Below are 22,692 nucleotides of genomic sequence, written 5' to 3' on the forward strand. Positions count from 1 at the left end.
TCCGCTCGGGCTCCTGTTCCGCTCGGCCCCCAGTACTGATCGACGCGCGCGCCGCCTTCAAGCCCCCACGCCTCCCGCGTTCCGGTCCGCCTCTCCAGAGTGAACTTCTCCGCCACGCCGCAATCCGCCCAGGTCGGAGTTGTCCACAACCCCTCCGCCCGTCCACAGCTTTCCGCCACCCCCTTCCGCGCGGCACACACCGGGTAGACTGGCACCGGGGACGCCCCCCGTGGTGTGGTGGGGGCTGGGGTGCGCAGGGGAGGGTCCCCGGAATGGAAAACCGCAGGTGAGACGCGGTATGCGCGGTGGGTGTCGCAGGACGAGGCGGTGGGAAGCCGGGGCCCGGCATCCTTACTCCGCCCACCCAGCCACTGGCTACTTGGACCCAGCGGTGCCAGCCCAGCCCCCGTCAGGTCCGCCTCAACCCACTTGATCAGCCACTGGATACTCGGAACTTGGCGGTGCCATCTCAGCCCGCTCTCGGCTGCCCTGCCAGCCCAGCGCGTGGACAGTCGGAGTCGCTGGTGCCAGGCCGGCTCGATGGGGCGGACTTGTTTTGCGTGGGGGGACAACACCCGTAGCGTCGTCAGCGGCAGGGCCTGCTTTTGGGCCCCTGCTTTGCGGTTCTGCGTCGGGTGTTGTAGGGGCCCCACGCAAAACAAGTTCGCCCCATCGAGCTTTCCGCATTGTCGCGGATCGGGCCCGATGTTGCCGCCAGGCAACGAGGCGTCCGATCCCGGTTCGCCGAGCTCGCCGCCAGGCGACGAGGCCGACCCCCAGCCCAGCACGCCCCTAACGCGACCTATGCCCCATCCGCGGCCGAACCGGCGCCACCGTCGTCGTAGGGCTACTCCCAAACGGCCGCCGCGCCCCCAGCTTCCGCGGTCCCCTCCGCCGTTTGCGAGGCGCCGCCGGGGTGACCGCCTGCCGTGAGCGCAAGCTCGCGGCGAAAGCGGCGACGGCCACGCCGCCGAGGAGCATCGCGATGATCGACCAGGTGGTGGACTCGGAGTGGATGGCCAGCGCGGCGCAGGCGGTGGCACCCGCGGCGGCGAGGAAGGCTTCCAGGAAGTACTTGCGCACGGTGACCACGGGCCTCTCGGTAGCTCTTACCCGGGAAGTACCCGTTCCACCGCGGTTCACCCGTGCGGCTTTCGGTCCACTCTGGACGGTGCTCATGTGTTGTTGGTGGCGCTGACCGTCAACGACTGGGAGACCGTCTTCAACCCCTTGGGCCAAACGGTGTAGGTGTGCGTGGTCTTGCCGGGGGTCGTCTCGCACGGGAACGACAGCTCCAGTTGGCCCGAGGCGGCGTAGTCGCTGCCGTAGGAGCCGTACATGCCGGGGCTGTCCACCGAGATCGCCGCGCCCTCGGCACCGGTGATCTTCCAGGCGATGACCACGGGCGCGCCCGGCGAGGAGAACGGGGCGCCCGGCTTGGCCAGCACCGGGCACGCGGGCTTGCTGACCACCGTGAAGCTGACGATCTTGGCGGCGTTCGTCACCGGCCGTGACGTGGTCGTGGTGACCCGGTGCGTCGTGGTCGTGGTCGTCGTGGCCTTGCCGGTCGTGGGCACCTTGCGGGTGGCCGACGACGCCTCCGACTCGGGGGTGGACGCGGCGGAGCCGGTGGCTTGGGCCGATGTGGTCGTACCGAGGGTGGGCTGGTTGGCGGCATCGGCCGCCTGGACCGTGGTGCACCCCACAGCGCCGAAAGCAACCGCCGCGCCCAAGACTAAACCGCCCAATGCCTTCATGGTCCCCACCCTGTTCCGATTGCCCGCTCTCCGTCTTACATCGACAAAGACGCGTTGGCGTAAGGGAGGTTGCGACGCATCACCGACACATCACTGGCGCGCTACCAAGGCGCGGGGGCGTAGTCCTTCAAGAAGCAGCCGCGGATGTCCTCGCCCGCCTCGCCGCGCACGATCGGGTCGTACACCCGCGCGGCGCCGTCGACCAAGTCCAGTGGCGCGTGGAAACCCTCGTCCGCCAACCGGATTTTGGTCGGGTGTGGACGTTCGTCGGTGATCCAGCCGGTGTCCACAGCGGTCATCAGGATGCCGTCGTTGAGCATCTCCTCGGAACTGGTGCGGGTCAGCATGTTCAGCGCCGCCTTGGCCATGTTCGTGTGCGGGTGCCCCGGTCCCTTGTAGGCGCGGCTGAACTGGCCTTCCATCGCCGAGACGTTCACCACGTACTTGCGCCGCGCGGCCGCCGCTGCCATCGCCGGGCGCAGCCTGCTCACCAGGATGAAGGGCGCGGTCTGGTTGCACAGCTGGACCTCGAGCAGCTCCAGCGGGTCCACCTCGTGCACCCGCTGCGTCCAGCTGTTCACCGAGTGCAGGTCCGGCACCAGCCCGCCCGCGTCGATGGCGGTGTTCGCCGCGATCCGCTCCGGGGTCGCCGAGCCCGCCGTCAGTGCGAGCGCGGTCAGCGGGTGCACCTCGTGCGGGGTGTGCTCACCGCCGATCAGCGCGGCCGGGTGCACGGCGGCCGCGTCACCCAGCGTGATCATCTCGGGCAGCGCGCCCGCGGGCAGCGGGTCGGCCTCGGCCGCGGCGAGCGGGGCGTAAGAGCCGGGGGAGCGGCGCACGGTCTGCGCGGCGTTGTTGATCAGGATGTCCAGCGGCCCGCGCGCGGCGACGGTGTCGGCGAGCTCGACGACCTGCGCCGGGTCGCGCAGATCGATGCCGACCACGCGCAGTCGGTGCAGCCAGTCCCCAGCGTCGGGCATCGCGGCGAAGCGGCGCACCGCGTCGCGCGGGAACCGGGTGGTGATCGTGGTGTGCGCGCCGTCGCGCAGCAACCGCAGCGCGATGTACATGCCGATCTTGGCGCGGCCGCCGGTGAGCAGCGCGGTGCGGCCGGTGAGGTCGGTGCGCGCGTCGCGCTTGTCCCGGTTCAGCTCGGCGCAGCTCGGGCACAGCTGGTGGTAGAACGCGTCGACCTGGTGGTAGCGCTGCTTGCAGGTGTAGCAGGAGCGGGCCCGCAGCAGGGTGCCCGCCGTGGCGCCCGGCGTGTTCGACACCAGCGGGATGCCCTGGGTCTCGTCGTCGATCCGGTTCGGCGCGCCCGTCGCGGTCGCCGCGGTGACCGCCCGGTCGGCCTCGGTGACCGCCGCCCGCCGCTCCGCCTTGCGCCGCCTGCGGACCTCCTTGAAGACCCCCGCCGTGGCCCGCCGCACCGCGACCGCGTCCGGGTGCTCCGGCGGCAGTAACTCGACCTCCGCGAGCACGGCCAGGCACGCGCGCATCCGCTCCGGGTCGATCCCCCCGCCCAGATCTTCCCGCGCCGCCGCGTCCTGAGTCGCCGTCATGCCCATCCCCACCTCGGTGAGCCACCACTGTAGAAGCGCCCCCCGACACCCCCGGCGACCCCCTGCCCGCCCCCCACCGCGGCAGCCCAAGAGCACCCCACCCAGCCCCCCTCGCACGCCCGCGTCCGGGGGCGCAGCCCCCACCCTCTCCGGGGGGCGTCCCCAGGCCCATCTTACCAGGTCAGGGTAGTTGTCGATCTTCGACGGCGGTTCTGAAGATCGAGATGTGGATAACTTCTGTCGCTGAGACGGGTGAATATCGAGGCGGCCTGGTGGCGTTGACCAGGGCATCAGGACGTCGGGCGCCCCGTGGCCCGGCGCACGAGCGGAAGTCGTGCCCGGGTGATCAAGTTGCCCCGAATCCCGGTGTATCCGACCGCGCGAATTGCTCCCGCGTACCACCCGAACCAACCGTTCCAGACCCGCTCGCGGTCACAACCAACGGCAGCTCAAGACCCTCCCCGCACAACTCCCCCCGCGCGCGGGTCCGGGGCGCAGCCCCCACCCTCTCCGGGGGGCGGCCCCAGGGCCAGTCTACTGGGCCCTACCGACAGTGGATCTTGGGAAGCGGGGGGCGAAGATCGACATGTGGATAACTTCTGTCCCTGGAACGGGTGAATGGGGGGCACTCGGCGGAGTCGGAGCCGCAGGTCAGGGGCTCGCGGCAGAGTCGTGGGTGTTGGTGCGCGGGAAGTGGCCCGAGCCCTTGCGTCCGGCGGGCGGGGATCCGGCGTGATAGCCATGGACCAGGCAGCGGAGGAGGAGTCGTGGGTGTGGTGTTGGAGCGGGTCGGGTCGGTCGCGGTGCTCACGATCGATGATCCGCCGTTGAACCTCTACACCGTGGCGTTGCACGAGAGCTTCGCCGTCGCGCTTGATGACATCGAGGCGAACCCGCCCAGGGCGGTGTTGATCCGGGCGACCGGTGAGATCGTCAGCGGTGGGGTCGATGTGGCGCTGTTCGGGGCGCAGCGTTCCGCCGCGGAGGCCAAGGCGCTGTTCGACGTGATGTTGGAGCTGCCCGAGCGGGTCGCGGCGCTGGACTGCCCGACCGTGTTCGCTGCCCAGGGCCTGTGCCTGACCTGGGCGTTCGAGGTCGCCCTGGCGTGTGACCTGCTGCTGGCGGTGCAGCACGCCCGGTTCGGCCTGGTGGAGAGCGTGATCGGGCTGACCCCGACGATGGGTGGCACCCAGCGGCTCGCCGCTCGCGCGGGGGTCGCCAGGGCCAAGGAGATGGTCCTCACCGGCGACAAGTACGACGCCGAGACGCTTAGTGCCTGGAACGTGGTCAACGAGGTCTTCCCCGAAGAGGAGTTCGACGAGGCCGCCTTGTCCTACACGACGCTGCTCGCTGAAGGGCCCACCCGCGCGCACGCGGCCACTAAGCAGATCCTGCGCCACTACGAGACCGGTGGACTGCCTGAGGCGACCGCCAACACCACTGCCATCGCCTCGGCCCTCTTCGACACCGACGACCTGCGTGAGGGCGTCCGCTCGTTCCTGGCCGACGGCCCCGGCCGCGCGGACTTCACCGGGCGGTGACGAGCAGGAAGGCCGCCCACCCGGGGGTGGACGGCCTTCCTCGTGATCGGACTCAGCCCTCTTGCAGGTCGGCCAGAGCCGCCTTGACCTTGGACAACTCCGCCTCGAGCTCCTCCATCCGCGCGCGGTGCTGCTCACGCGCGGCGTCGATCACCGTCTCGATGGCCTTGGAGATGTCCTCGTGCAGTTCGGCGGCGGCCCGCGACACGGCGGCCGCGGGGACGCTGAGGCCCTGCAGCACGCGCTTGCCGCCCTGGCTGAGCTCGGCCTGCCACTCGCCCTCGGCGGTGCCGGTGACGGTGAGGGTCAGCTCCACCGTGCGGGTCTTCTTCGCGGTGCTCTGGGCGCGCGGCGCCCTCGGCTTCTTCGCGGGTTGCTCCGCGACGGCCACCTGCTCGGGCGCTGCGGCGGGGGTCGACGACTCGTCGGTCGCCACGGTCTCCGCCTGCTCGGTCTCGGTCTCGGTGGACAAGATCCACTCCCTCTCACGACGCCTGGTGAATCCGGTGAATTAGAACACTCGTTCGCCTGTTCGAGATCGCCGGGTCGGCTTCCCGCCGGTGTCACTCGATCGGGCGTACCTCCGGTCCAGGGGTGAACGGCCTGGTCAGCGCCTCGATACTCGACGGGGGAGATCGTGGCGACGGGAGGCGGTCGGGTGTCCGGTGCCGGGTGGGATTCCGAGATCCAGCGGCTGGCCGCGGTCAAGGCACTGCGGTTGCTCGACACCCCGCGCGAGGAGCGCTTCGACCGGATCACCCGGCTCACCCAGCGCCTGCTCGACGTCCCGATCGCGCTCGTCAGCCTGGTCGACGTGGACCGGCAGTGGTTCAAGTCCTGCGTCGGCCTCGACGCCGAGCAGACCCACCGCAGCGTCTCGTTCTGCTCGCACGCCATCGCCGAGCCGACCCTGATGGAGATCCCCGACGCCACCGCCGACCCCCGCTTCGCCGACAACCCGCACGTCGTCGGCGACCCGCACATCCGCTTCTACGCGGGCCAGCCCATCGCCGGGCCGTCCGGGCACCTGGTGGGCACCCTCTGCGTGGTCGACATGGTCGTGCGCCACCTCGACGACGCCGAGCGCGAACTGCTGCGCGACCTCGCCGCCTGGGTGGAACTGGAGTGCGCGGTCGTGCAGGCCTCCCAGTGGGAGCGCGACGCCGTGCGCGCCCGCACCGACTTCGTCTCGGTGCTCAGCCACGAACTGCGCACCCCGCTGACCTCCATCCGCGGCTCGCTGGAACTGGCCCTCTCCGGCGACTTCGGCGAGCTCGCCGCCCCGCAGCGCAAGCTCGTGGCCATCGCCGCCCGCAACGCCGACCGCCTGGTCCGGATGTCCACCGACGTGCTCGACCTGCACCGGATGCGCCGGGGCGACCTGCGGCTGCGCTTCGCGCGGGTGGCGCTGGCCGAGGTGGTCGACCACGCCGTGCACTCGGTCGAGCACGCCAGTCGCACGGCCCAGGTCCCGGTCGCCGTCGCGTGCGAGGACGCACTGCACCTGCGCGGCGACGCTGACCGGTTGGTGCAGGTGCTGACGAACCTGCTGGCCAACGCGGTGCGGGTGTCGGAGCCGGGGACGAAGGTCGAGGTGGCCGCCGAGCGGCGCGGGAACTGGACCACGCTGACCGTGCGCGATCGCGGGCCGGGGGTGCCGCCGGAGCACCTCGAGGCGATCTTCGAGCCGTTCGTGCAGTTCGAGCTCCCGCAGCAGCGGCAGGCGGGCAGCGCGGGGTTGGGGTTGGCGATCACCCGCGGGATCGTGGAGGCGCACGGCGGCTCGATCCGCGCGTACCCGGCGGAGGGCGGCGGGAGCGTGTTCGAGGTGCAGTTGCCCGCGGACGGGCCGGAGGACGAAGACCGCCCCTGGTGGTAGGTGGCTGGTGGTCGCTACCAACCGAGGATCAACGCGACCTCCGCCCCGATCCGCCGCGGGTCGAACGGCTTCGACAACACCGCGGCGGCGCCCATCGCGCAGAGGCGCTGGTTGAGCGCGGGCTCGGCCGCCCCGGTCACGAAGACGACGGGCACGGCGCACGTGCTGGGGTCCGCGCGCAGCGCCGCCAGGACACCAGGCCCGTCGAGCACCGGCATGTCGACGTCGAGGAGCACGGCATCGGGGGCGTCCCGGCGGCAGCGCTCGAGGGCTTCGACGCCGGAGGTGACAGCTTGGACGTCCCAGCCCTGGTAGGTGGTCAGGCACATCTCCATGAGATCGACGAGATCCTCGTCGTCGTCGACTACTAGGACGCGCATTGCCCGCTCGGGTGCCACCATCCCCACAGTGTGGGGGGTGGGTGGGGAAATGGCAGCGGGGGTTGGCTGGGGCTGGGGATCTGGGGTGGGGATCCGGGTGGGGATCTGTGGTGGGATCCTTTGTGGAGGGGGTGCTTTTGGTGGGTGATCTTGTGGACTGGTTGTGTTTGTCCACAACGGTTGTGGTTGTCCACTGGGTGCTGGTTGATGCTCTCGTTGTGTCGGTGGGTCTCGGTAGGCTGTGTATTTGGGGGCTTTCGATCAGGTTGATCTTGACGTAGGCCGTGGTTGGGGATGCGGGGGAAGGGGTTCAGACCTTCGGGTCGGCTCGCCTGCGGCATCGCGACCCGGGATCGGACGCCTCGTTGCCTGGCGGCAACATCGGGCCCGATCCGCGACAATGCGTAAAAGCTCGATGCGGTGGACCTGTTTTGCGCGGGGCCCCTACGACACCCGTGGCAGGACCGCAAAGCAGGGGCCCAAAAGCATGGCCCTGCTGCGAACGACGCTACGGCTGCCGCTCCCCCACACAAAACAGGTCCACCCCATCGAGCATTTGGCACCAGCGAGTCCGACTGTCCAGGCGCTGAGCAGGTGGGCTGGGGCGGACCTGACGGGGGGCGGGTTGGCACCGCAGGGTCCGAGTGTCCAGGTGCTGGGTTGGCAGGGCCGACGAGAGCGGGCTGGGCTGGCACCGGCCGTTCCGAGTGTCCAGGGGTTGAGCAGGTGGGTTGGGGTGGACCTGACGGGTGCTGGGCTGGCACCGCAGGGGGCCGAGGGTGCAGGGGGCTGGGGTGGTGGGCTGGCGGGTGGTTGTCCACAACGTGTTCTGGTGTCCACAGGCCGTGGTCGCTGAGCCGGTTCTGTCGGGATCCGTCAATAGGCTGTATATCGGGGGCTCTTGCGGCAGATGATCTTGCGCGGGGCGGGGTGGAGACAGCGAGTGCCGGGTGTGCAACGGAGGCGTAAGGCGGAGAGGGGTGGGCTATTGCGCGGCGAGGATTGCTTTAGCGGTGCGGCGGCCGGAGACCAAGGCGCCTTGTAGGGAGGGGGTGTCTCGGTGGTCGCCGCAGACATAGAGGTTGTTGGGGAGGGTGGTGGGTTTGCGTAGGGGGCCGGTGTGGACGGGTAGGGCTTCCTGGATTTGGTAGGTACGAACGTGTTGCCAGGCTGTGGTGTCTTGGTGGTAGATCGCGGCCAGGTGCGCTCGTACGGCAGGCTCGCCGGGGTCGTCGGTGCCGAGGACGGTCGAAGACACCAAGGTGGCGCCTGGGGCGTACTCCGGTGCGGCGTTCGTCAACACCACCGTGTTGATTACTGGGCCGCGGTGGTCGCCGTCGATCACGATGACGGCTTCGGGGATGGGTGGGAAGTCCGCTAGGTGGTAGTAGGTGAGGCAGCCGCGGGTGGCTGGGCGGGGGATGCGGTCTCCGAGGAGCGCATGCGCGACCGTCCCGCTCACTGCGACGACCACGTGGCGAGCGGTGATTGTGCCGAAGTCGCCTGTGACGCGGCCGGGGTGGACTTCGCGGATGGGGAAGCTGTACTTGATCGTGTCCAGCGGTAGTGCTGCCGCTAGTTGGTCTGGGATGGCGCGCATGCCCGCGGCAGGCACGCCTATCGTCCCGCGGGCGAACGAGCGGACCACGAACTCGGCGAAGCGGCTCGGCACGGTTAGGTCTGGGTCGAGGAAGACGCCGGACAGGAATGGGCGGACGAAGCGGTCGTAAAGGGGGCCGGTGATGCCGTAGTTGGCCAGCCGGACACGGAACGGGCGGTCGTCGCGGTCTCGTAGTGTCTTGGCTGGTGCGGCGGCCAAGGCGGCGGCGTAGGCGCCCAGCATCATCTTGCGGGTAAGAGAGCCGACCGGTGCGCGCAAGGTCTCTCGCAGTCTGCCCGGTTCGCGAATCGGGTCGGCGAGCAGGTGTAGGCCCGCGGCGTCGCTGACCATCGCGGCGGGGAGGAAGGGGCGCAGGTCGAGCGCCTCCACGTCGAGCAGGTCGCGGACGGCGGGGTAGCCGGCGTTGAGGACCTGGAAGCCGCGGTCGAGCAGCAGCCCGCGCACCCGGTCGGTCCGCACGCGGCCGCCGGGCGCCTCGTCGGCCTCGACCACCACGACCTCGCGCCCCGCCGCGCTGAGCGTCTTGGCCGCCGCCAGTCCAGCCAGTCCGGCGCCCACTACGACGATGTCGGTCTCCGTTGCCACGTCCGCCACCGTACCGAGGGGCACCGGGGTGCCGGACCGTCCGACACGGACTCCAGGCGCTCGAGCCGCCTAGGCAGGCAGGACTATCCGGATGCGGCAGCCCCGTGTGGAGTCGACGACCGCGATAGTGCCGCCGTGCAGCTCTACGACCCAGCGGGCGATCGAGAGGCCGAGGCCGGTACCGCCGCCGCGGGCTTTCTCACCCCGGGTGAAGCGGCGGAAGACGAGGTCGCGTTCGGCGACGGCGATCCCGGGGCCCTCGTCGCGGACCTCCAGCAGCACGCCCGCCGTCGAGCGGGCCGCGCTGACCCAGACGCGGCCGTCGGCCGGGCCGTGCCGCACGGCGTTGTCGAGCAGGTTGACCAGGACCTGGTGCAGCCGCTCCCGGTCGGCGGCGACCGAGTGCGCGTCGGGGGCCACCGTGGTGGTGAACCGGATGGAGCGGCCGACGGCGGCGGCGTTGACCTCGGCCTCGGCGACCACCTCGGCCAGCAGCGGCTCGATGGCGACGTCCTCGCGGGGCAGCGGGTGCGCGCCCGCGTCGATCCGGGACAGGTCGAGCAGCTCGGTCACCAGCCTGCTCAGCCGCACGGTCTGGGCCAGGGCGGTGCGCATCGTGGCCGGGTTCGGCTCGCTCACCCCGTCGACCACGTTCTCCAGCACGGCCTGCAGCGCCGCGATCGGGGTGCGCAGCTCGTGCGAGACGTTGGCGATCAGCTCGCGCCGGTTGCGGTCGGCGGCGTCGAGGTCGGCGCTCATCTGGTTGAACGCCCGGCCCAGCTCGCCGACCTCGTCGCGGGCGGTGACCCGGATCCGGCGCGAGTAGTCGCCGCGGGCCATCGCCCTGGCCGCGGCGGTCATGTCCCGCAGCGGGCGGGTCATGCCGTGCGCGAGGACCTGCGACACCACGACGGCGCCGAGGATGGCGATGATCGAGTTCCAGGCCGGGATCCAGCCCACGTCCAGCCAGAAGTAGGCCAGGCCGACGGTGCCCGCGGCGACCAGCAGGATGCTGATCTTCAACTTCATCGAGCGGACCGGGTCCAGCGGGCGCGGCAGCAGCTCCAGCACCGTCAGCGCCCGGCTGCGCAGCGTGCTCACCCCGCCACCTCCAACGCGTAGCCCACCCCGTGCACGGTGCGGATCAGGTCGGCGCCCAGCTTGCGCCGCAGCGCCTTGATGTGGCTGTCCACGGTCCGGGTGCCCGCCGCGTCGCCCCACCCCCAGATCTCGGCCAGCAGCCGCTCCCTGGGCTGCACCGCGCGCGGGCGGGCGGCCAGGTAGGCCAAGAGGTCGAACTCGATGGGGGTCAGGTGCGCGGCAACCCCGGCGCGGCGGACCCGCCGCTGCACCGGGTCGACCTCCAGGTCGCCGACCACGGTCATGGCCTGGTCCGGTTCGGTCTGCGCGGCCCGCTCGACCCGGCGCAGCAGCGCGTGCACCCTCGCGACCAGCTCACGCGGGGAGAACGGCTTGGTCATGTAGTCGTCGGCCCCGACGCCCAGGCCGACCAGCAGGTCCGTCTCGTCGTCGCGGGCGGTGAGCATGAGCACCGGCACCGGGCGGCGCGCCTGCACCCGGCGGCACACCTCCAGCCCGTCGAACCCCGGCAGCATCACGTCGAGCACCACCAGGTCCGGCCGGGTCCGCTCGGCGGCGTCGACCCCGGCCGGGCCGTCGTGGGCCAGGTCGACCTCGAAGCCCTCGGCGCGCAGCCGGGCCGCGACCGACTCGGCGATGGTGAGCTCGTCCTCGACGACAAGGACTCGGCGCCTGTTCCCCATGGGGTGACTCTAAGCACCGCGTGTGCGCCACATCCGCGCGGCTTGTGGAGGTTGTGTGCAGGTAGGCCCGCCGGAGATCGGGTAAACCGAGGTGAAGCCGACCGGGACCATTGCCTAGGCTGGGGGCAAATGAGTACCGACACCACGGTTGGTCTTGCCGACCTGCGCGCTGCCCTTCCCGAGCTCATGCTGCGGGACGAGCGGCGGCTAGCGCGCAGGCTCGATGGGCTGCGCAAGACCAAGGATCCGCAGCGCAGGCAGGCCAGCCTCGGCAAGGTAGCCGAAGAGGTCGAAGCCGCACGCGCGCGCGTTGAACGCCGCCGTACGTCCGTGCCCGCGCTGAAGTACCCGGCAGAGCTACCGGTCAGCCAACGCCGCGACGACATCCTCGCCGCCATCCGGGACAACCAGGTCGTCATCGTCGCCGGTGAGACCGGGTCCGGTAAGACCACCCAGCTGCCCAAGATCTGCCTGGAGCTGGGGCGCGGGGTGCGCGGGTTCATCGGGCACACCCAGCCGCGCCGGATCGCCGCGCGCACGGTCGCCGAGCGGGTCGCCGAGGAGGTCGGCACGCCGCTGGGGGAGACGGTCGGCTGGAAGGTCCGCTTCACCGACCAGGTCGGCGACCGGACCCTGGTCAAGCTGATGACCGACGGCATCCTGCTGGCCGAGATCCAGAACGACCGGCTGCTCTCGGCCTACGACACGATCATCATCGACGAGGCGCACGAGCGCAGCCTCAACATCGACTTCCTGCTCGGCTACCTGGCCAGGCTGCTGCCGCGGCGCCCGGACCTCAAGGTCGTCATCACCTCGGCCACCATCGACCCGCAGCGGTTCTCCCGGCACTTCGGCGACGCCCCGGTCGTGGAGGTGTCCGGCCGCACCTACCCGGTCGAGGTGCGCTACCGGCCGCTGGTCGACCCGGAGGACCCCGACGCCGACCCGGACCGCGACCAGACCCAGGGCATCCTCGACGCGGTCGACGAACTGTGCGCCGAGGGACCAGGAGACATCCTGGTGTTCCTCTCCGGCGAGCGCGAGATCCGCGACACCGCCGAGGCGCTGACCGGCCGGAACCTGCGCAACACCGAGATCCTGCCGCTGTACGCGCGGCTCTCCAGCGGCGAGCAGCACAAGGTCTTCCAGGCGCACAGCGGCCGCCGGGTCGTGCTGGCCACCAACGTCGCCGAGACGTCGCTGACCGTCCCCGGCATCAAGTACGTCGTGGACCCCGGCACCGCGCGCGTCTCCCGCTACAGCAACCGGCTCAAGGTCCAGCGGTTGCCGATCGAGCCGGTCTCGCAGGCCTCGGCCAACCAGCGCAAGGGCCGCTGCGGCCGCACCTCCGACGGCATCTGCGTGCGGTTGTACGCCGAGGACGACTTCCTCGCCCGCCCCGAGTTCACCGACCCGGAGATCCTGCGCACCAACCTGGCCTCGGTCATCCTGCAGATGAGCGCGGCCGACCTCGGCGAGATGGCGGACTTCCCGTTCATCGACCCGCCGGACCGCCGCCACGTCGCCGACGGGGTGCAGCTGCTGCAGGAACTGGGCGCGCTCGACCCGGCGGAGAAGGACCCGGCCAAGCGGCTCACCCCGCTGGGCCGCAAACTCGCCCAGCTGCCCGTGGACCCCCGTCTGGCGCGGATGGTGATCGAGGCCGACAAGGCGGGCTGCGTCACCGAGGTCATGGTCATCGCCGCCGCGCTGTCCATCCAGGACCCCCGCGAACGCCCGCAGGAGAAACAGCAAGCGGCCGCGGAGAAGCACGCGCGCTTCGCCGACCCGGACTCCGACTTCGTCAGCTACCTCAACCTGTGGCAGTACGTGCGCGAGCAGCAGAAAGAGCTGTCCGGCAACAGGTTCCGCAGGCAGTGCAAGGCGGAGTTCCTGAACTACCTGCGCATCCGCGAGTGGCAGGACATCCACTCCCAGCTGCGCCAGGTCGCCCGCCAGCTCGGCGTGAACGCCAACGAGGTGCCCGCGGCGCCGCAGAACGTCCACATAGCACTGTTGTCGGGTCTGTTGTCGCACATCGGTTTCCGCGACCCGGCTGGCAAGGAGTACATCGGCGCCCGCAACGCGAAGTTCGCCGTCTTCCCCGGTTCCGCGCTGTTCAAGAAGCCGCCGCGCTGGGTGATGTCGGCGGAACTGGTGGAGACGACCAGGTTGTGGGGCCGGATCTGCGCCCGGATCGAACCCGAGTGGGTCGAGCCGCTCGCCGAGCACCTGCTCAAGCGCACCTACAGCGAGCCGCACTGGGAGGCCAAGCAGGGCTCGGTCGTGGCGACCGAGCGGGTCACCCTCTACGGCCTGCCGATCGTGGTCGACCGCAAGGTCCACTACGGGCGCATCGACCCGGAGATGTCGCGCGACCTGTTCATCCGCAACGCCCTGGTGGAGGGGGACTGGCAGACCCGCCACCACTTCTTCCGCGACAACCGCGCACTGCTGCGCGAGGTGGAGGAACTGGAGCACCGGGCCCGCCGCCGCGACATCCTGGTCGACGACGAGACCCTGTTCCAGTTCTACGACCAGCGCGTCCCGGCCGAGGTCGTCTCCGCCAAGCACTTCGACACGTGGTGGAAGAAGGCCCGCCACGAGGACCCGGACCTGCTGACCTTCTCCAAGTCCATGCTGGTCAACGACACCGCGGGCGACATCCGCGAGCAGGACTTCCCCGACGCGCTGCGCCAGCGCGGCCTGACCTTACCGCTGACCTACCGCTTCGAACCGGGCCGCGACGACGACGGCGTCACCGCGAAGGTCCCGATCGCGGTCCTCAACCAGCTCGCGGGCGACGGGTTCGCGCTGCAGGTCCCCGGCCAGCGCGAGGAGATCGTCACCGCGTTGATCCGGTCGCTGCCCAAACCCCTGCGCCGCAACTTCGTCCCGGTGCCCGACTTCGCCAAGGCCGTGGTCGCCCGCCTGCGCCCCGACGAGGAGTCCCTGCCCGAGGCGATCGGCCGCGAACTGCGCACCCTCACCGGGGTGGTGATCCCGCGCGAGGCCTGGCAGCCCTCCGCCGTGCCCGACCACCTGCGCACCACGTTCCAGGTCGTGGACGGGGAGAAGACCCTCGCCAAGGGCAAGGACCTGGTGGCGCTCAAGGACCAGCTCAAGACCCAGCTGCGCGCCTCGCTCGCCGAGGCCACGGTGGACCTGGAGAAGCGCGGCCTGACCACGTGGACGATCGGGACGCTGCCCAAGGTCGCCCGCACCGAGCAGAACGGGCTCGTCGTCACCGCGTACCCGGCGCTGGTCGACGAGGGCGCGACCGTGTCGGTCCGGATGCTCGACACCGCGACCGACCAGCGGGCCGCGATGTGGCAGGGCACCCGCAGGCTGCTGCTGCTCACCGTCCCCGCCCCGACCAAGCACGTCGTCCGCTCCCTGTCCAACCAGGCGAAACTGGCCTTGTCGCACAACCCGCACGGGGGTGTCCCCGCGCTGCTGGCCGACTGCGTCGACGCCGCGGTGGACCACCTGATGGCCCGCGCGGGCGGTCCGGCCTGGAACGAGGCCGCGTTCACCGCCCTGCGCGAGCACGTCCGGCGCGCGCTGAACGAGACGACCGTCGAGGTGCTCGACCGGGTCCGCAAGGTCGTCCTGGCCTGGAACGAGGTCCAGGCGCGCCTGGCCCGCACCAAGGGGCCGATCTTCGTCGAACCGCTGCGCGACATCCAGGACCAGGTCGCGGGCCTGGTGTTCCCCGGGTTCGTCACCGCGACCGGGGTGGACCGGCTGCCCGACCTGGAGCGCTACCTGCGCGCGGTGGAGCGCAGGCTGGACAAGCTCCCGGAGCGGCCGGACCGCGACCGGGCCTGGATGCACACCGTGCAGGACCTGGAGGACGCCTACCACGGGGCCGTCGAGCGGTTGCGGCCCAGCGCCAGGGAAACGCCCGAGGTCCGGGGGATCTGGTGGATGATCGAGGAACTGCGGGTGAGCTACTTCGCGCAGACCCTCGGGACGCCCGGGCCGGTGTCGGACAAGCGCATCCTCAAAGCGATCGAGGCCATGAACCCCTGAACGGGCCGTGATCTCCACAGCTGAGCGGAAAGCTCGATGGGTGGATCTGCTCTGCCCGGGGCCTCTGCAACACCCGTGCTGGGCCTAGAAGCTGGGGGCCAAAGAGCTGGCCCAGCCAGCCGCCAACGAGGCTACGGGTGTTGTCCCCCACACAAAGCAGGTCCACCCCATCGAGCACTTGGCACCGGCGACCTTCGAGGAGTGTTGGGCTCTAGGCGCTTGGTGGGGTTGTCCGCCACGCTTGGCCGAAGTGCCGGATCAGCGGTGGGTAGACGACGAGGTGTCTGAACGGCGCGATGGCTTTCATGTAAGCGTGTCCGAGCGCGCCGTTCGGCTTGACCAGCACAGCCATCTGCCCCCGGTAGCCCCCATTGCCGTCGGTGACCCAGGCGAGGTGCATGACCGCGTGCACCGTCCGGTTGGCGACCTCCGCCGCCCACTCGGTCTCGGTCAGGTAGACGGAAGTGAAGGGGCGGTTGGGGAACTCCGGACCCGCGGGCGCGGCCAACAGGTCGGCGGGTAGTCGGTCGCGCAGCGTCTGCACCCGTGAGCCGAGGCCGGAATCCGGTGCGTCCCAGCCGAACCAGGCGCCCAACTTGCGGCGGATCGCGACCAGCGCGCGGGCGGCTGAGGAGGGCGTGTCGTCGGAATCGCGGTTCGCGGCGAGCCGCACCAGGCGGGGGAAGTCCTCGACGCCGCCGGGCGTCGGCAACGCCCAGACGTCCTCGAGGTGGAAGTCGGGGGCGATCTCGTGGATGCGCCACGGCTGACGGGTGTGCGCGGTGTCGGGCAGCCTCATACCGGTGTCTCCGTTCGGTGGCCGTTCACCTGCCCCGGCGAGGAGAACCGGGTGTACCCGGCTCCTGGGCGGCCGCAGGCGGGCCATCGCGGTGGATGGCCCCAAGGCGAACCGTACTCGCCCGGGCAGGCGCGCGTTCCCTTTGGGGCCAAGGCATTCAGCCGGTGGCCACCCCGGTCCGATGTGGATCGTGGTCCGGTTCCGCGCGGACCCCCGGCCCTAGCGCCGGACGTGCAAGCGGACCGTGGTGCCCTGGGTCTCCCGGGAGCGGATCGTCACCAGGTCGCACAGCTGGTTGGCCAGCCACACGCCGCGGCCGCCCTGGATCGAGGGCAGCGGGGCGATCCGGCCGACCAGGGGGTTGGCGATGTAGCCGCTGTCGGTGATCTCGCAGACCAGCGTGTCGGTGTCGGTCCACAGGCGCAGGGTGCCGCGCTCGCCGCCGTGGCAGATGCTGTTGGTGACCATCTCGTTGGTGGCCAGGGTGAGGTCGAGCGCCCTGGCGCGGGCGATGCCGAACTGCTTGGCCCGCACGCCGACCAGGTCGCGCAGCTCCGGGAGGTCGTCGAGGCAGAAGTGGACCATGTCGGACACCGCCGCGGGCGCGGGCAGGTCCGCGGCGAAGCGGTGGTGGGCGTACCCGTGGTCGAACACCGGGCTCACCGCGCGGGCGCCGTCGACCACCACCGGGTGCGTGTGCGCGACGGCGTCGAGCACCGACCCCGGCAGCGCCGCGGCGTCGAACAGGCAGCCGAGCCGCAGCGCCCTGGCTTCCTCGAAGGCCAGGTTGATCAGCGCCTCGTGCAGGATGACCTCGGCGTACTCCGCCTCGCCCCGACCGGTCCACGCGGGCTCGGCGACGCCGCGGGCCGGGCGGTCGGCGACGTTGGCGCGGATGGTGGGGATCAACCGCGCCGGGTTGCGGCCCACCTCGCCCGCGTCGACGAAGGTGATCTCGTCGGCCGCGGAGCCCAGGGCCTCGCGCAGCGCCGCGGTGCCCCGCGGCGGCAACACGGCGAACACCGCCTCGCCCGCCTGCAGTCCTTCGCGGGCGAAGCCCGCCACGGCGTCCAGGTAGCCCGGTTCGTCGCGGTAGACCAGTGCCTCGTGGGCGAAACCCGGTGCGCTCATGCGGTCACGTCCTCGAACCGGGGGGCTGGGGGACCGGGTGCCCATCGCCCAGGGGAGTCGGAGTTCGGGCGAAGCCTACCCGGGTGGCGCCACCGCGGCGACCGAACCGCGCGGTGCTGGGAAACCGATCGGCGGCCGGTGTGGTGGGAGAGCAACCGATCAGTCCTCAGTGGACACTGTAAGCGTCGCGCGGTCCGGGTAGAAGGCCACCAACCCGGCGATCTTCTGGCTCTCCGGCAGCGGCGAGCGGTAGCACCACACCAGGTCCTCGTGCACGACCCCGTCGACCACCACGTGCCAGTAGGTCGCGGTTCCCTTGTACGGGCACATCGTCGTCGTGCGCGACGGTCGCAGCAGGTCCATCCGCACGTCGTGGCGCGGCAGGTAGAACCGCGCGGGCAACCCGGTCTCGAACAGCACGCTGGGCCTGCGCGACTCGGCCACCCGTGTCCCGCCGACTTCCACGACCACGTGCCGCGAGGAGGCCAGGATGTCCACCCGGGTGTACGGGTCGCGCGCGTGCACGTAGACCGGTTCGTCCTCCTCGAACCACTCGTCCATCGCGTCCCAGGCGACCCGCGCCAACCCGGCCAGTTCCGGTTCGTCGGCCACCCGCAACGCCCCGGGCGGCACCAACTCCGCGCGCACGTCCGCCGCCGGGAAGTAGTACGTCGGGTATTGCCGCTCCCACACCAGTCGCGGCGCGGTCGAGTCCACCACCAGGGCGCCGCCGCGGTACGCCCGGACCCGCTTGGGTGAGCGCTCCACGCGCAGGGGTCCGGTCACGGCACCGACGGTACCCGCGAGTGGCCGCGCGCGTGGCGGCATGAAAGGTTTTCCCCATGGTCATCAGCCCCGCACCGGCGCAGCGCAAGCACCGCGTCTCGCTGGACGACTGGGCGATGCTCCTGCTGGCCGTGCTCGCCGTGGGCCTGTTGGCCTACCTGAGGTTCTGGCACCCGCCGCCCGACCAGGTCCGGCTGATCACCTGGGTCGACCGGGGGCTGTGCGCGGCGTTCGCCGTTGAGTTCCTGGCGCGCTGGTGGTCGGCGGGCTTCACCCGCCGGTTCGTGCTGGTCAACTGGTACGACCTGGTCGGCATGGTCCCCGTGGCCAGCCTGTGGTTCCGGGTGTTCCGGGTGCTGCGCGTCGTGCGCATCGGCGTCCAGCTGACCCGGCTGCGGCGCCCCGTGGACCGCTCCGTCGGCGAGGAGTTGGCGCACCGGGCGATGGCGCGCTTCGGCGGCGTGCTGATCGACGTGGTCAAGAAGCCGCTGACCGTGGCCGTGCTGGAGGAGGTCGTCTCCGTCCTGCGCACCGGGCACTACGCGCGCAACCTCGCCAGCGCGCTCGAGGAGAACCGCGCCGAGATCCGCGCGATGGTGCTGGAGAAGATCCGCCAAGACCCGCAAGCCGGGTTGTTCCGCCGGATGCCCTTCCACGACGAGGTCGTCGGCACCGTCACCGACGCCACGTTGCGCGTCCTGCTGGAGATGCTGGCCGACCCGCGCACCGACGAGCTCATCTCGGACCTGTTGCGCGAGAACATCGAGCAGATCCGCGCCGCGGTGCGCGCCGACGCCCACAAGAACCTGCCGGAGCAGGACCCGCCCGACCGGTGATCGCTGCCATGATGGCCGGGTGAGCGACGCGCGCTTCGACCTCGATCCCGCCGTGCACCACCTCAACCCGGGCAGCGTCGGGGTCGTGCCCCGCGCGGTGATCCGGGCGCGGGCCGAGTACGCCAAGCGCGCCGAGACCAACCCGATGCGCTTCCACCGGGTCGAGACGATCCCGCTCGTCGCGCGCGCCAGGGTCGCGGGCGCGCAGTTCCTCGGGTCCGACGGGCTGGTCCTGGTGCGCAACGTCACCGAGGCGGTGGCGACGGTGCTGGCCTCGATCCCGTTCGCCGACGGCGACGAGATCCTGGTGTCCGACCACGGCTACCAGGCGGTGCTGCTCGCCTGCCAGGACCGCGCGCTCGTCCGGCAGGTGTCGTTCCCGGTGGACGCCACCCCGGCGGAGGTCGTGGCCGCGTTCGCCGTCGGGATCCGGCCGACCACCCGGTTGGTCATCGTCGACGCCATCACCTCGGTGACCGCGCTGGTGCTGCCGGTCGAGCGGGTCGTCGAGGTCGCCCACGAGCACGGCGTCCCGGTGTTCGTCGACGCCGCGCACGTGCCCGGCCACCTCGACCAGCGCCCCGCCGACACCGGCGCGGACTTCTGGGTGGGCAACTTCCACAAGTGGGCCTACGTGCCCCGGGCGACAGCGGGTCTGCACATCGCCGAACCGTGGCGCGACCGGATCCTGCCCCTCGTGCCCTCCTTCAACCACCCGCTGGAGTTCCCCGCCTGGTTCGACCACGCGGGCACCGCCGACTACACGGCCTGGATGGCGCTGCCGGACGGGTTGGCGTTCTGGCACGAGATCGGCGGGTGGGACGCGGTGGCGGCAAGCGCCCGGCTCCTGGACGAGGGCGTCCGGATCGTCTCGGACGCCGTTGGCGCCGACGGCCAGGCGAGCCCGCACCACGCACCCCTGATGCGGTTGGTCGCACTGCCGCAGGGGCGGGTCACCAGCGTCGAGGACGCCTACCGCTACTACGACGAACTCAGCACCCACCACAACATCGAGACCGCGGTGCACTTCTACGGCGGGCAGGGCTACCTCCGCCTCGGCGCCACGATCACGGTGACCGAGGCGGGGTTCGAGGCCCTCGCCGCCGCGGTCGCCGCCGATCGCTGACCACCGCGCGCCGCTGACTACTGAGCCCGCTGACTACTGCACGCCCTTGCCCGGGTGCGGGATCGAGAAGCCGGGCCCGGCCCGCTCCACACCGTCCACACCGGACACCGCGCGCAGCGCGCCGAAGACGGCGGGCTCGGCCGCCCCGGTGATGGTGGCGATCTCCGGCAGGACGCGGTCGACCCGCATCCCGGCGGACTCCAACGCCGCCACCACCGCCGTGAGCGAGCCGAGCGCGCCGTCGTCGACGGTCACCAGGACCGGAACGCTCACGGAGCCTGCACCACACCAGCACCCACGTCGACCGAGGGTAGCGGCAACCGGCGCGCCGCCTGGTGCAGGCGCGCCCACAGCTCCCAGCCGCGCGCCCCGGTGGCCTGCGAGATCAGCGCGGCGATGCCCGCGACGTGCGGGGTCGCCATGCTGGTGCCGCTGATCCGGTTGTGGTTCTTCGGCCGCGGCCACGACGAGTACACGTCCACCCCGGGCGCCACCACGTCCACCGCGCCGATCAGGTCGACCGTGCCGCAGGAGAACCAGCCCAGCGCGGTCGCCACGTCGATCGCCCCGACGGCCAGCACCGACGGGCAGTTCGCCGGGTGCCCGACCGGGCTGATCTTGTTCTCCTGCCGCCGCGACTCGTTGCCCGCCGCCGCGACGATCAGCGTGCCCTGCGCCAGCGCCCGGCTCGCCACCCGCTCGTAGGTCTGCGAGTACGGGGTCCCCGGCCGCACCGCCGCGCCCAGCGACATCGACACGACCTGGGCGTTGTTCGACACCGCCCACGCGATGCCCGCCAGGATGCCGCCGTCGGACCCGGACCCGGCGTTGCTCAAGACCTTGCCCGCGAAGATCTCCGCCTCGTGGGCCACCCCGTAGCCCGCGCCGCCGCCCGGGGTCCGGGGACCGGCCGCGGTGCCGATGCAGTGCGTGCCGTGCCCGTGGCCGTCCTCGACCGTCTCACCCGTGATGAACGACGCCGTGGTCACCGCGCGCCCGGCGAACTCCGGGTGCTCGGCGTCGAACCCGGTGTCGAGCACCGCGATCCGCACGCCCTTGCCGGTCGCCGCGCTCTTGTGCGCCCCGACCGCCTGCAGCCCCCAGGTGAACACCGACTCGTCGATCTGCGGCCCCGGCGCCGCCTCCTCGGCGGGCGCGGCGATCGCGTACACCCGCCGCTCGGCCTCCAGCGCCGCGATCGGGCCGGGCTGGTCGACGGCCAGGCCGAGCGCGGTGAGCTGGTCGGGGTCGGCGTCGATGACCGCCACCCCCAGCCGGTCGAACACCAGCCCGTCGGGACCGGGGAACTCCGCGCCTGCCGCCTCGGCCGTGCTGACCGTGCGGATGCCCGCGATCTGGTTGAGCGCGCGGGTGCCCGCCTCGATCGCGCCGTCCTCCAGCAGGACCAGGAACCGCCCGGTCGTCTCCTCGGTCGTGCTGTCCTCGGGATTGGTCATGTCCGCCCCTTCCGCCGCCGTGCCCCCTTCAAGGGTGATCGCCAACACCGGTTGGGTGTAACGGGAGTCACACCAATGGCGCAGGGTGGCGGGGATCCGGACCGGAACCGGACCGTCCACCCCGTGGCACACGCCTGCCGGGGGCGGCCGGGCGTTTACTGTCGGAGCATGCAGACTTGGCAATCCCACCCGGTGCCGCGGGTCGCTGGCACGCCTCGGCCGCTACGGCTGTTCGACACCGCCGCCGGGGAGGTCCGACCGACCGCCCCCGGGCCGACCGCGACGATGTACGTCTGCGGGATCACCCCCTACGACGCGACGCACCTCGGGCACGCGGCCACCTACCTCGCCTTCGACCTGGTGCACCGGCAGTGGCTCGACAACGGCCACGAGGTGCACTACGTGCAGAACATCACCGACATCGACGACCCGCTGCTGGAGCGGGCCGAGCGCGACCAGGACGACTGGGTCGTGCTCGGGATGCGCGAGACCGCGCTGTTCCGCGAGGACATGGTCGCGCTGCGGGTGCTGCCGCCGCGCGAGTACGTCGGCGCGGTGGAGTCCATCCCGGAGATCGTCACCGCGGTCGCCAAGCTGCTCGCCGACGGCGCGGCGTACCGGGTGGACGACCCCGAGTACCCGGACGTCTACTTCGACCACACCGCCACCGGCCGCTTCGGCGGTGAGTCCAACTACGACGAGCCGACCATGAACCGGTTCTTCGCCGAGCGCGGCGGCGACCCCGACCGGGTGGGCAAGCGGCACCCGCTCGACGCGCTGCTGTGGCGCGCCGCCCGCCCCGGCGAGCCCAAGTGGGACAGCGAGCTCGGCCCCGGCCGACCCGGCTGGCACATCGAGTGCAGCGTCATCGCCCTCAACCGGCTCGGGATCACCTTCGACCTGCAGGGCGGCGGCTCCGACCTGATCTTCCCGCACCACGAGTACAGCGCCGCGCACGCCGAGGCGCTGACCGGGCAGCACCCGTTCGCCCGGCACTACACGCACAGCGGGATGATTGCCCTCGACGGCGAGAAGATGTCCAAGTCGCGCGGCAACCTGGTCTTCGTGTCCCGGCTGCGCGCCGACAAGGTCGACCCGATGGCGGTCCGGCTCGGCCTGCTCTCGGGCCACTACCGCCAAGACCGGTCCTGGACCGACGCCGTCCTCGCCGAGGGCGGGGCCCGGTTGGCCCGCTGGCGGGGCGCGGTGAGCGCCGAGGCGGGCGCCCCCGCCGAGGACGTCATCGCCCGGCTGCGCGACCACCTGGCCAACGACCTGGACACCCCCAGCGCCCTCGCCGCGATCGACGCGTGGGCGAGCCAGGGCGGCGCGGACCCGACGGCGCCGGGAGCGGTCAAGGCCGCCGTCGACGCCCTGCTGGGCATCGAGCTGTAGCGGTCGGTCCCCTAGCGC

Annotated in this window: 19 protein-coding genes; 6 read left to right on the top strand and 13 right to left on the bottom strand. The window is 71.5% G+C overall.

Annotated elements, in window-relative coordinates; translation table 11 throughout:
* Positions 1–792 precede the first annotated feature (792 nt).
* From LV75_RS04985 to LV75_RS04995, 3 genes are all read right to left on the bottom strand, one after another.
* Entirely contained in the window at positions 793–1,179 is a 387-nt protein-coding gene (locus LV75_RS04985) for a hypothetical protein (protein ID WP_253885411.1), read from the bottom strand.
* Positions 1,176–1,757, bottom strand: a complete 582-nt coding sequence (locus LV75_RS04990; RefSeq protein WP_253885412.1) for a hypothetical protein — start codon at positions 1,755–1,757, stop codon at positions 1,176–1,178. Before LV75_RS04990 ends, LV75_RS04985 begins: the two co-directional genes overlap by 4 nt.
* A 101-nt stretch (positions 1,758–1,858) precedes the next feature.
* Positions 1,859–3,319: an SDR family NAD(P)-dependent oxidoreductase gene (locus tag LV75_RS04995; RefSeq protein WP_253885413.1), complete on the bottom strand. Its 1,461-nt coding sequence runs from the start codon at positions 3,317–3,319 to the stop codon at positions 1,859–1,861.
* Between the two features lie 767 nt (positions 3,320–4,086).
* Here LV75_RS04995 and LV75_RS05000 point away from each other — a divergent pair.
* Positions 4,087–4,860 (top strand): enoyl-CoA hydratase/isomerase family protein, encoded by a 774-nt coding sequence (locus LV75_RS05000; protein ID WP_253885414.1) that lies wholly within the window; start codon positions 4,087–4,089, stop codon positions 4,858–4,860.
* A gap of 52 nt (positions 4,861–4,912) precedes the next feature.
* Here LV75_RS05000 and LV75_RS05005 read toward each other — a convergent pair whose 3' ends face one another.
* Entirely contained in the window at positions 4,913–5,332 is a 420-nt protein-coding gene (locus LV75_RS05005) for a DUF6319 family protein (RefSeq protein ID WP_253885415.1), read from the bottom strand.
* Between the two features lie 165 nt (positions 5,333–5,497).
* On the opposite strand from LV75_RS05005, the gene LV75_RS05010 reads away from it, so the two are divergent.
* Positions 5,498–6,739 carry a GAF domain-containing sensor histidine kinase gene (locus tag LV75_RS05010; RefSeq protein ID WP_253885416.1) on the top strand — a complete coding sequence of 414 codons (1,242 nt, stop codon included), beginning with the start codon at positions 5,498–5,500 and terminating at the stop codon, positions 6,737–6,739.
* A 14-nt stretch (positions 6,740–6,753) separates the two neighbouring features.
* Here the strand turns inward: LV75_RS05010 and LV75_RS05015 are convergent, their stop codons facing one another.
* From LV75_RS05015 to LV75_RS05030, 4 genes are all read right to left on the bottom strand, one after another.
* The gene (locus LV75_RS05015) at positions 6,754–7,140 is read right to left on the bottom strand and encodes a response regulator (protein ID WP_253885417.1); all 387 of its coding nucleotides are present in this window, start codon (positions 7,138–7,140) and stop codon (positions 6,754–6,756) included.
* A gap of 964 nt (positions 7,141–8,104) precedes the next feature.
* Positions 8,105–9,325, bottom strand: coding sequence for an NAD(P)/FAD-dependent oxidoreductase (locus LV75_RS05020; RefSeq protein WP_253885418.1), 1,221 nt, complete (start codon positions 9,323–9,325; stop codon positions 8,105–8,107).
* Positions 9,326–9,394: 69 nt separating this feature from the next.
* Positions 9,395–10,426, bottom strand: a complete 1,032-nt coding sequence (locus tag LV75_RS05025) for a sensor histidine kinase (protein ID WP_425547628.1) — start codon at positions 10,424–10,426, stop codon at positions 9,395–9,397.
* Positions 10,423–11,109, bottom strand: a complete 687-nt coding sequence (locus LV75_RS05030; RefSeq protein ID WP_253885419.1) for a response regulator transcription factor — start codon at positions 11,107–11,109, stop codon at positions 10,423–10,425. The genes LV75_RS05025 and LV75_RS05030 overlap by 4 nt, the downstream gene beginning before the upstream one ends.
* A gap of 129 nt (positions 11,110–11,238) precedes the next feature.
* Here LV75_RS05030 and hrpA point away from each other — a divergent pair, with 129 nt between their 5' ends.
* Complete coding sequence (gene hrpA / locus LV75_RS05035; protein WP_253885420.1) at positions 11,239–15,144, top strand: ATP-dependent RNA helicase HrpA; 3,906 nt, start codon at positions 11,239–11,241, stop codon at positions 15,142–15,144.
* Between the two features lie 211 nt (positions 15,145–15,355).
* Here the strand turns inward: hrpA and LV75_RS05040 are convergent, their stop codons facing one another.
* From LV75_RS05040 to LV75_RS05050, 3 genes are all read right to left on the bottom strand, one after another.
* Positions 15,356–15,943: a DUF2867 domain-containing protein gene (locus tag LV75_RS05040; protein WP_253885421.1), complete on the bottom strand. Its 588-nt coding sequence runs from the start codon at positions 15,941–15,943 to the stop codon at positions 15,356–15,358.
* A 219-nt stretch (positions 15,944–16,162) separates the two neighbouring features.
* Positions 16,163–17,074: an anti-sigma factor RsbA family regulatory protein gene (locus LV75_RS05045; protein ID WP_253885422.1), complete on the bottom strand. Its 912-nt coding sequence runs from the start codon at positions 17,072–17,074 to the stop codon at positions 16,163–16,165.
* Positions 17,075–17,233: 159 nt separating this feature from the next.
* Positions 17,234–17,902, bottom strand: a complete 669-nt coding sequence (locus LV75_RS05050; protein ID WP_301318610.1) for a DUF427 domain-containing protein — start codon at positions 17,900–17,902, stop codon at positions 17,234–17,236.
* A gap of 14 nt (positions 17,903–17,916) precedes the next feature.
* On the opposite strand from LV75_RS05050, the gene LV75_RS05055 reads away from it, so the two are divergent.
* Together LV75_RS05055 and LV75_RS05060 are read left to right on the top strand one after the other, a co-directional pair.
* Positions 17,917–18,696 carry an ion transporter gene (locus tag LV75_RS05055; RefSeq protein WP_253885424.1) on the top strand — a complete coding sequence of 260 codons (780 nt, stop codon included), beginning with the start codon at positions 17,917–17,919 and terminating at the stop codon, positions 18,694–18,696.
* 19 nt (positions 18,697–18,715) lie between these two features.
* The gene (locus tag LV75_RS05060) at positions 18,716–19,822 is read left to right on the top strand and encodes an aminotransferase class V-fold PLP-dependent enzyme (protein ID WP_253885425.1); all 1,107 of its coding nucleotides are present in this window, start codon (positions 18,716–18,718) and stop codon (positions 19,820–19,822) included.
* 33 nt (positions 19,823–19,855) lie between these two features.
* On the opposite strand, the gene LV75_RS05065 is transcribed toward LV75_RS05060, so the two are convergent.
* Together LV75_RS05065 and LV75_RS05070 are read right to left on the bottom strand one after the other, a co-directional pair.
* Positions 19,856–20,095 carry a hypothetical protein gene (locus tag LV75_RS05065; RefSeq protein WP_253885426.1) on the bottom strand — a complete coding sequence of 80 codons (240 nt, stop codon included), beginning with the start codon at positions 20,093–20,095 and terminating at the stop codon, positions 19,856–19,858.
* On the bottom strand, positions 20,092–21,279 hold the full coding sequence (locus LV75_RS05070) for a S8 family serine peptidase (RefSeq protein ID WP_253885427.1): 1,188 nt from the start codon (positions 21,277–21,279) through the stop codon (positions 20,092–20,094). Before LV75_RS05070 ends, LV75_RS05065 begins: the two co-directional genes overlap by 4 nt.
* Before the next feature lie 168 nt (positions 21,280–21,447).
* On the opposite strand from LV75_RS05070, the gene mshC reads away from it, so the two are divergent.
* On the top strand, positions 21,448–22,674 hold the full coding sequence (mshC, locus tag LV75_RS05075; RefSeq protein WP_253885428.1) for a cysteine--1-D-myo-inosityl 2-amino-2-deoxy-alpha-D-glucopyranoside ligase: 1,227 nt from the start codon (positions 21,448–21,450) through the stop codon (positions 22,672–22,674).
* Positions 22,675–22,692 lie beyond the last annotated feature (18 nt).

This window comes from Actinokineospora diospyrosa (assembly GCF_024171925.1).
GTDB classification, from domain to species: Bacteria; Actinomycetota; Actinomycetes; order Mycobacteriales; family Pseudonocardiaceae; genus Actinokineospora; species Actinokineospora diospyrosa.

What these genes read in the sequence shown, in the direction of transcription:
- LV75_RS04985 (WP_253885411.1), bottom strand. Translation starts at nt 1,179, where the DNA reads ATGAGCACCGTCCAGAGTGGACCGAAAGCCGCACGGGTGAACCGCGGT.
- LV75_RS04990 (WP_253885412.1), bottom strand. Translation starts at nt 1,757, where the DNA reads ATGAAGGCATTGGGCGGTTTAGTCTTGGGCGCGGCGGTTGCTTTCGGC.
- LV75_RS04995 (WP_253885413.1), bottom strand. Translation starts at nt 3,319, where the DNA reads ATGACGGCGACTCAGGACGCGGCGGCGCGGGAAGATCTGGGCGGGGGG.
- LV75_RS05015 (WP_253885417.1), bottom strand. Translation starts at nt 7,140, where the DNA reads ATGGTGGCACCCGAGCGGGCAATGCGCGTCCTAGTAGTCGACGACGAC.
- LV75_RS05030 (WP_253885419.1), bottom strand. Translation starts at nt 11,109, where the DNA reads ATGGGGAACAGGCGCCGAGTCCTTGTCGTCGAGGACGAGCTCACCATC.
- hrpA (WP_253885420.1), top strand. Translation starts at nt 11,239, where the DNA reads ATGAGTACCGACACCACGGTTGGTCTTGCCGACCTGCGCGCTGCCCTT.
- LV75_RS05040 (WP_253885421.1), bottom strand. Translation starts at nt 15,943, where the DNA reads ATGAGGCTGCCCGACACCGCGCACACCCGTCAGCCGTGGCGCATCCAC.
- LV75_RS05045 (WP_253885422.1), bottom strand. Translation starts at nt 17,074, where the DNA reads ATGAGCGCACCGGGTTTCGCCCACGAGGCACTGGTCTACCGCGACGAA.
- LV75_RS05050 (WP_301318610.1), bottom strand. Translation starts at nt 17,902, where the DNA reads ATGCCGCCACGCGCGCGGCCACTCGCGGGTACCGTCGGTGCCGTGACC.
- LV75_RS05055 (WP_253885424.1), top strand. Translation starts at nt 17,917, where the DNA reads ATGGTCATCAGCCCCGCACCGGCGCAGCGCAAGCACCGCGTCTCGCTG.
- LV75_RS05070 (WP_253885427.1), bottom strand. Translation starts at nt 21,279, where the DNA reads ATGACCAATCCCGAGGACAGCACGACCGAGGAGACGACCGGGCGGTTC.
- mshC (WP_253885428.1), top strand. Translation starts at nt 21,448, where the DNA reads ATGCAGACTTGGCAATCCCACCCGGTGCCGCGGGTCGCTGGCACGCCT.